Here is a 7,408-nt window from a genome sequence, read left to right as displayed (position 1 = left end):
AGTTCATCCGGCACTCGGCCTACAGTTAAGGCAAGCCTCATCAAAGGAAGTTGACGACGTGGGGACCTCGACGGTCCGGGCGGCGAAAGGCCCCCGCGCGGTACTGCTGCTCGCGCTCTCCGGCGCGGTACTGCTCGCCCTGTGCGCCCTGTCCATGGCGTTCGGTGCGCTGGGCGTCCCGCTCGACCAGGTGTGGCACACCCTGCTGGGCGACGCCCCCGACTCCCGCGTCGACAACGTGATCTGGTCGGTACGGCTGCCGCGCACCGCCCTCGGCCTCGCCACCGGTGCGGCGCTCGGCCTCTCGGGCGCGTTGATGCAGGCGCTGACCCGCAATCCGCTCGCGGACCCGGGCATCCTCGGGGTGAGCGCCGGCGCGGCCTTCGCCGTCGTCCTGTCGGTGGGCGTGCTCGGCGTCGGCTCCGTGTACGGCTACCTCTGGTTCGCCTTCGCCGGCGCGTTCGTCGCCAGCGTCCTCGTCCACGTCCTCGGCGGACTGGGCCGGTCCGGTTCCACGCCGGTCAAGCTGGCGCTGGCGGGTGTCGCCGTGACGTCGCTGCTGTTCTCGCTGACCAGCGCCATCGCCCTGACCGACCCGGACGCCCTCAACCGCTACCGCTTCTGGAACGCGGGCTCCCTCGCCAACCAGAACGAGGAGGTCCTGCTGCGCGTCCTGCCGTTCCTCGCGGTCGGCGCCGTCCTCGCCCTGGCCTGCGCGCCCGCGCTCAACGGCCTGGCGCTCGGCGACGACGTCGCGAAGTCGCTCGGACTCCGGCTCGGCCTGGTGCGCGTGCAGGGCGTCGTCGCCATCACCCTGCTCACCGGGGGAGCGGTCGCCGTCATCGGGCCCGTCGTCTTCGTCGGCCTCGTCGTCCCGCACATCGCCCGCGTCCTCGCCGAACGCGCCGGCATCGGCCCGGACCACCGCTGGCTGCTGCCCCTGTCGGCCGTCCTCGCCCCCTGCCTCCTGCTCACCGCCGACATCGCCGGCCGCCTCGTCGCCCGCCCCGCGGAGGTCCAGGCGGGCATCCTCGTCGCGTTCCTCGGCGGCCCCTTCTTCATCGCCCTCGTCCGCCGCCGACGCCTCGCGGAGCTGTGAGCGGATGACGCCGGGGGAGCGGATGTGTGACGCACGGCGTCCGGTACGGGGAAGCGGGGGGCGCCACCACGAGAGGGACGCGGGGAACCGCGCGAACGACCACGAACGACCCGCCGTCACCGAGGACAGCGACGCGCCCGAGCCGACAGGCGGGGGCCGCCTCGCCTCGGGCCACCGCGCGAGCGCGCGGACCGGCGGAGCGGCGATCCCGCAGGAGCGTGGAGAAGTGATCCCAGGAGCAGTGAGCCGATGACCACCGACCTCGCCCCCGTCCCGGGCCCCGGCGGCACCCCGGCCCCGGCCCCGCCGACCCGAACCGCCCGGCGGATCACCTTCCGGCTCCCCGCGCCGCAGGTGTCCGGCGTCGTCCGGCCCCGTCTGCTCGCCGTCTGCCTGGGCCTCGCCGCCACCGCGTTCCTCGCCTTCGCCGTGGAGACCTCCGTCGGCGACATCCCGCTCCCGCTCACCGACGTGCTGAAGGCGCTGGCCGGCGGCGGAGACCCGGCCACCGCACTCATCGTCCACGAGCTGCGGCTGCCCCGCGCCCTGGCCGGACTCCTCGTCGGGATCGCGTTCGGCGTCGCCGGGGCCCTCCTCCAGACGGTGACCCTCAATCCGCTGGCCAGCCCCGACACGATGGGCATCACCCAGGGTGCCGGCACGGCCGTCGTCGCCGGGATCGTCCTCGGCTGGGACGGGGGCCTCGGCACCCAGGCCCTCGGCCTCCTCGGTGCGCTGACCGCCGGTCTGCTCGTGTACCTCCTCGCCTGGAAACGTGGCACGACCGGCTACCGCATCGTCCTCGTCGGTATCGGCGTCGCCTGGATCTGCACCAGCGCCACCGACTACCTCATGGCCCGCGGCCAGCGCTTCCAGGCCCAGGCCGCCCTCGGCTGGCTCGTCGGCAACCTCAACGGCCGCACCTGGGACCAGATCGGCTCCCTCGCCGCGACGACGGCCGTCCTGGTCCCGGCCGCCCTGCTGCTCGGCCGCCAGATCCGCACCCTGCAACTGGGGGACGACGTCGCCCGCGGCCTCGGCACGCGTGTGCAGGCCGTCCGCGTGGCGGTCCTCCTCGTCGCCGTCGGACTCGTGGCCTTCGGCACGGCGACGGCGGGCCCGGTCGCGTTCGTCGCCCTCGCCGCGCCCCAGGTCGCCCAGCGCCTGGCCGGAACCGCCTTCCCACCGCCCGCGACGGCGGGACTGACGGGCGCCGTGATGGTGCTCGTGTCCGACCTCGCCGCCCGGAAGATCGTCCCGGACACCGAACTTCCCGTCGGGGTCGTCACCGGAGTGCTCGGCGCCCCCGTACTGCTGTGGCTGCTCATCCGCGCCAACCGCGCCGGTTCAGGAGGCTGAAGACGTGACACCGAAGTACGAACGGGCACCGAAGTGCGAACCGGCCTCGAAGAACGAACGGGCACCGAAGAACGAACCGGCAACGCGGAGCGAAGCCGCAAGCCGCCACGAACCCGCAACCTGCCACGAACCGCGAACGCGCCACCAACCGGCAACGCCCCATCAACCGGCAACGCTCCACCACTCCCGCCCCGCCGTCCCCGGCGGCGGCCCCGACCTGCGCGCCCACGGCCTGCGCCTGGCCTACGACGACCGTGTCGTCGTCGAGGACCTCGATCTGGTGATCCCCACCGGCCGGGTCACCGCGATCGTCGGCGCCAACGCCTGCGGCAAGTCCACCCTGCTGCGCGCCCTCGCCCGGCTGCTCACCCCCAGGGCGGGCGCCGTCCACCTCGACGGCCGCTCGGTGCACTCCATTCCGACCCGCACCCTCGCGCAGAAGCTCGGCATCCTGCCGCAGTCACCCGTGGCTCCCGAAGGGCTTACGGTTGTCGACCTGGTGGGGCGCGGCCGGTCTCCGCACCAGACGTGGTGGCGGCAGTGGTCGCAGAGCGACGAGGAGGCCGTGCACGAGGCGCTCCGCGCCACCGCCATGACCGACCTCGCGCACCGGCCCGTCGACGAACTCTCCGGCGGGCAGCGCCAGCGCGCCTGGATCGCCATGGCCGTGGCCCAGGGCACCCCCGTACTGCTGCTGGACGAGCCGACCACGTATCTGGACCTCGCCCACCAGATCGACGTCCTCGACCTCGTCACCGACCTCAACCGGCACCAGGGCCGCACCGTCGTGATGGTGCTGCACGACCTCAACCAGGCCTGCCGCTACGCCGACCACGTCATCGCCATGAAGGCGGGCCGTGTCGCGGGCGAGGGCGCCCCCGCCGACGTCATCACCGCCGTGATGGTCGAGGAGGTCTTCGGGCTGCGCTGCGTCGTCGGCGAGGACCCCGTCAGCGGCACCCCCCTGGTGGTCCCGATGGGCCGCCACCACGAGAACACCCCGGACCCCGCCGCCGTGCCGGTGCCGGGCGCCACCACCGGCTGACGCACGGCACCGGCAGGTGCCGGAGGCCGTCGAGGTGCTCGGGCCCGGCGTGCGCCGGGAGCACCGCGACGGCCCGGTCGATCAGGGGTGCGCCGTCAGGTACCCGCCCATCGTGCGGAAGTACTCCGTCGCCGCGTACTCCGAACCGTCCTCCGTCCGCACCCGCTCGACCACGAGCCCCGGCAGCCGTCCCGAGCGGGCCCCGGCCCCGGCGACGACGACGACACCGTCGCCCTCGCGGATGAAGATCCGGCCGGGCGTGCCGCCGTAGCGGCCCTCGGACACCGCGGCGGAGACGATCCGCAGGCGCTCGCCGCGGTGATGGGTGAACGCGTTCGGATACGGGTCCGACTGGGCCCGCACGAACCGCTCCAACTCCTCGGCGGTCCACGTCCAGTCGATGCGGCTGTCCTCCTCGGACCGCTTGTGGAAGAAACTCGACCGGGAGCGGTCCTGGGGTGTCCACACGGCCTTGCCGGAGGCGATGAGTTCGAGCGAGTCGGCGACGATCGGACCGATCAGATCGACCGTCCGGTGGAACAGGTCCGTCGCCGTGTCGCGGGGCCCGACCGGCACCGCGCGCTGCACCAGCACGTCCCCCATGTCGAGTTCGGCGTCCATGCGGTGCGCGGTGACCCCGACCTCCCGCTCGCCGTTGATGAGGGCCCAGATGAGCGGCGAGAAACCGGCGTACGAGGGCAGCAGCGAGTCATGGATGTTGAGCGTGCCGTGCGTCGGCAGGTCGAAGATCTCCGGCGGCAGCCACGTACGCCAGTTGTTCGCCACGATGAGGTCCGGCTCCGCCTCCTTCAGCCTGCCCAGCAGTTCCTCGTCGCCCGGCCGGTTGCGCAACAGGACCGGGACACCGTGCTGTTCGGCGAGATCGGCGACGGAGTCGTTCCAGATCTTCTCGTACGCGTGGTCGCTCCTGGGGTGGGTGACGGCCAGGACCACCTCGTGCCTGGATTCCAGCAGAGCTTGCAGCGTCCGGTGTCCCCAGGTCTGGTAACCGAACATGACGACCCGCATATGAGCCCTCCTCAGCCGTTGCTAGGTAAGGCTAACCTTATCTAACATGGCTCTGCTTGGGGGAGGTCGATGTTCCCGCCAGGGGAACTCCGTGCCCCACCTATGGGAGGCGATGAAGCGGTGACGACGCTGCAAACCGGGCCCGACCCCATCTACGACGTACTGGGCATCGGATTCGGCCCATCGAACCTCGCACTCGCCATCGCCCTGCACGAACACTCCGTCAGGTCCGGCGGGCGGGACGGGCTCCGGGTAGGATTCCTGGAACGGCAGCCCCGGTTCGGCTGGCACCGCGGCATGCTCATCGACGACGCCACCATGCAGGTGTCCTTCCTGAAGGACCTCGTGACGATGCGGGACCCGACGAGCGACTTCAGCTTCCTGTGCTATCTGCGCGACCGGGGCAGACTCGTCGACTTCCTCAACCTCAAGACCCTCTTCCCGCTGCGCATCGAGTTCCACGACTACTTCGAATGGGCCGCCGCCCGCGTCGCCCACCTCGTCGAGTACTCCGCCGAGGTCGTCGCCGTCCGCCCCGTCACCGAGGACGGCGAGATCCGCTTCTACGACGTCATCACCCGCACCCCCGGCGACCCCGGCCGGCCGACGGTCCGCCGCGCTCGCAGCATCTGCATCGCCACGGGCCTCGAACCCCACCTCCCGCCCGGCGCGGTGTTGTCCGAACGGGTCTGGCACAACAGCCAGTTACTGCCACGGGTCGACGAGGTCCGCCGCTCCGGGACACCCGTGCGCCGAGCCGTCGTCCTCGGCGCCGGCCAGAGCGCGGCGGAAGCAGTCGACTACCTCCACCGCAGTTTCCCCGACGCCGAGATCTGCTCCGTCTTCGCCAAGTACGGCTACACACCGGCCGACGACAGCCCCTTCGCCAACAAGATCTTCGACCCCGAGGCCGTCGACCTGTACTACGGGGCGCCCCGCGAGGTGAAGCGGTCCCTGTTCGACTACCACCGCAGCACCAACTACTCCGTCGTCGACATGGACCTGATCGAATCGCTGTCCCGGTCGATGTACCAGGAGAAGGTCCAGGGGCACGAGCGGCTGCGGATGATGAACGTCTCCCGCATTCGTGACGTCGCGGCCACCGCGGACGACGTACGGGTGACCGTCGAGTTCCTGCCGACGGGGGAGCGCGAGATCCTCGCCTCCGACCTCCTCGTCTACGCCACCGGCTACCAGCCGCAGGGCCTCGCCGACCACCTCGGCGAGGTCGGCAAGCTGTGCCTCCGCGACGACGAGGACGCCCTGCGGGTCGGCCGCGACCACCGCGTGGCCACCGCCCCCAACGTCACCGCCGACATCTACCTCCAGGGCGGCACCGAACACACCCACGGGCTCACCTCCACCCTCCTGTCCACCACCGCGGTCCGCGCCGGAGAGATCTGCGCGTCCCTCCTGGCCCGCCGCTCCCTCGACCCGGCGAACGAGGCGCCGGCCCCCACCGTCGACGCCTGACCTCCGGGGACGTGGCCCCTCCCGGGTGCGGTGTCCCCCCGAGCGACCACCCGCACCCGCCCGTCGACCGACACCCGCCTCCCCACCGACGGCACCCGGCCCTCACCCGACGACACGCCCGCCGAAGCAAACCGGTCATTCGCCTGGCGAGTTGGCACTCTCGCCCGGCGGAACCGGACGATCGGCGTCCGCGACGCGTTAGCATCACGGCGTGATCACGGCCTGGTCCACCCGACGCACGCGTCGGGCCCGCGTCCCAGCGGGCCCGCTGCCACGTGTGCTCGGCCTCGCCGTGCTGCTCTTCGCCGTCGTCCTCCTGCACGGCGCCATCGCCGAAAGCGCAGCCGGACACCTGGTGGCCGGCTCCACCGCGCGGGCCACCCCACCGCCCGCGCACCCGGCCGCAGCCGACGCCCCCACGGCCGCCCCCGGCACGCACCTGGTCGTCCGAGCCACCGCACCCTGCGGTACGCACGAAGGACGCGGCGACCACGGACCGGGCCACCCGGCCGACCACTGCGCCTCCGGCCAGCCGAACCAGGGGCCTGCCCTCGCCCAGCCCCGCTGCGCGGTGTCGATCGGCGAGGCGACGGCTCCGGAACAGGTGCCGAGCGCCCACCGCACAGGGGACGCGTCGCCGACCGCCCTGTCCGGCGGCACCGTGAGATCGCTGGTGGTCCGCCAGATCTAGGCCCCGGGTCGCCTCCGCCCGACCGGCTCACCCCCTACGCGCCCGCGCCCGCATCCACGTCCGCCGCTCGCTCCCACGTGCCCTGAACACAGGCCACACACCGCCGAGCCGACGCGCGCCCGGAGGACCCCCGTGCCCCCACGCACCCGCATGCCCTCGCACGTCCGGCCCCCACGCACCCGCATGCCCTCGCACGTCCGGCCCCCACGCACCCGCATGCCCTCGTACGTCCACCGGGCGTGGGTCCACTCGTCCTGGCTGAGGCTGCTCGCCGCCCTCGTCCGCGGCTGCCTGCTGATCACGATCGTCCTGTGCGCGTTCGTGCACGGGCCGGTCGACCAGTCCCACCGGACGCCGGCGCCGTCCTCCACCGTCCAGACGAAGGTGGAACCGTCCTCCAGCCACGAGACACCGCACGGGCCCCACGACCACCACACGGCCGAGGAGTGCGTGCCCCCCGGCGTCCTGCGCGCCTCCGCCACGCAGTCCGACCTTCCGCCCGCGACCGATCACGCGCCGCAGCTCAGCGCGGTCGCCGTGACCGCGGTGCGTCCGCCGTGGCGGGGGCGCCGTCGCCCGCACGGCCAGCGGCGCGCCCGTACCGGCCGGATCGCCCTCGCCCGCAGCTCCCGGTGGCGCATCTAGACCTCTCGCCCGCAGCCGGACCCGTACCGGCTGCCGCGCCCCGCTCCCGCCGGGCGGACCGGCCGGC

7 protein-coding genes are annotated in these 7,408 nt (G+C 73.0%); 6 read left to right on the top strand and 1 reads right to left on the bottom strand.

What is annotated here, in order from left to right; all coding sequences use genetic code 11:
• Positions 1-58 precede the first annotated feature (58 nt).
• The 3 genes from GSY65_RS01115 (at position 59) to GSY65_RS01105 (ending at position 3,503) form a co-directional block, all read left to right on the top strand.
• Positions 59-1,099, top strand: coding sequence for a FecCD family ABC transporter permease (locus GSY65_RS01115; protein WP_159765413.1), 1,041 nt, complete (start codon positions 59-61; stop codon positions 1,097-1,099).
• A 249-nt stretch (positions 1,100-1,348) separates the two neighbouring features.
• Positions 1,349-2,458, top strand: a complete 1,110-nt coding sequence (locus GSY65_RS01110) for a FecCD family ABC transporter permease (RefSeq protein ID WP_159765411.1) — start codon at positions 1,349-1,351, stop codon at positions 2,456-2,458.
• A 217-nt stretch (positions 2,459-2,675) separates the two neighbouring features.
• The gene (locus GSY65_RS01105; RefSeq protein WP_159775499.1) at positions 2,676-3,503 is read left to right on the top strand and encodes an ABC transporter ATP-binding protein; all 828 of its coding nucleotides are present in this window, start codon (positions 2,676-2,678) and stop codon (positions 3,501-3,503) included.
• Positions 3,504-3,584: 81 nt separating this feature from the next.
• Here the strand turns inward: GSY65_RS01105 and GSY65_RS01100 are convergent, their stop codons facing one another.
• A complete protein-coding gene (locus GSY65_RS01100) occupies positions 3,585-4,532 on the bottom strand; it encodes a methionyl-tRNA formyltransferase (RefSeq protein WP_159765409.1) in 948 nt (315 codons plus the stop codon).
• Between the two features lie 120 nt (positions 4,533-4,652).
• Here GSY65_RS01100 and GSY65_RS01095 point away from each other — a divergent pair, with 120 nt between their 5' ends.
• The 3 genes from GSY65_RS01095 to GSY65_RS01085 all read left to right on the top strand — a co-directional run bounded on the left by GSY65_RS01095 (position 4,653) and on the right by GSY65_RS01085 (position 7,341).
• Positions 4,653-6,005 (top strand): lysine N(6)-hydroxylase/L-ornithine N(5)-oxygenase family protein, encoded by a 1,353-nt coding sequence (locus GSY65_RS01095; protein WP_236579647.1) that lies wholly within the window; start codon positions 4,653-4,655, stop codon positions 6,003-6,005.
• Positions 6,006-6,282: 277 nt separating this feature from the next.
• The gene (locus tag GSY65_RS01090) at positions 6,283-6,696 is read left to right on the top strand and encodes a hypothetical protein (protein ID WP_159765405.1); all 414 of its coding nucleotides are present in this window, start codon (positions 6,283-6,285) and stop codon (positions 6,694-6,696) included.
• A gap of 216 nt (positions 6,697-6,912) precedes the next feature.
• Complete coding sequence (locus GSY65_RS01085; protein WP_159765403.1) at positions 6,913-7,341, top strand: hypothetical protein; 429 nt, start codon at positions 6,913-6,915, stop codon at positions 7,339-7,341.
• Positions 7,342-7,408 lie beyond the last annotated feature (67 nt).

This window comes from Streptomyces sp. HM190, assembly GCF_009857135.1.
Lineage (GTDB): Bacteria > Actinomycetota > Actinomycetes > Streptomycetales > Streptomycetaceae > Streptomyces > Streptomyces heilongjiangensis.
This window is presented reverse-complemented; position numbering and strand designations above follow the sequence as displayed.

What these genes read in the sequence shown, in the direction of transcription:
- GSY65_RS01100 (WP_159765409.1), bottom strand. Translation starts at nt 4,532, where the DNA reads ATGCGGGTCGTCATGTTCGGTTACCAGACCTGGGGACACCGGACGCTG.
- GSY65_RS01110 (WP_159765411.1), top strand. Translation starts at nt 1,349, where the DNA reads ATGACCACCGACCTCGCCCCCGTCCCGGGCCCCGGCGGCACCCCGGCC.
- GSY65_RS01085 (WP_159765403.1), top strand. Translation starts at nt 6,913, where the DNA reads ATGCCCTCGTACGTCCACCGGGCGTGGGTCCACTCGTCCTGGCTGAGG.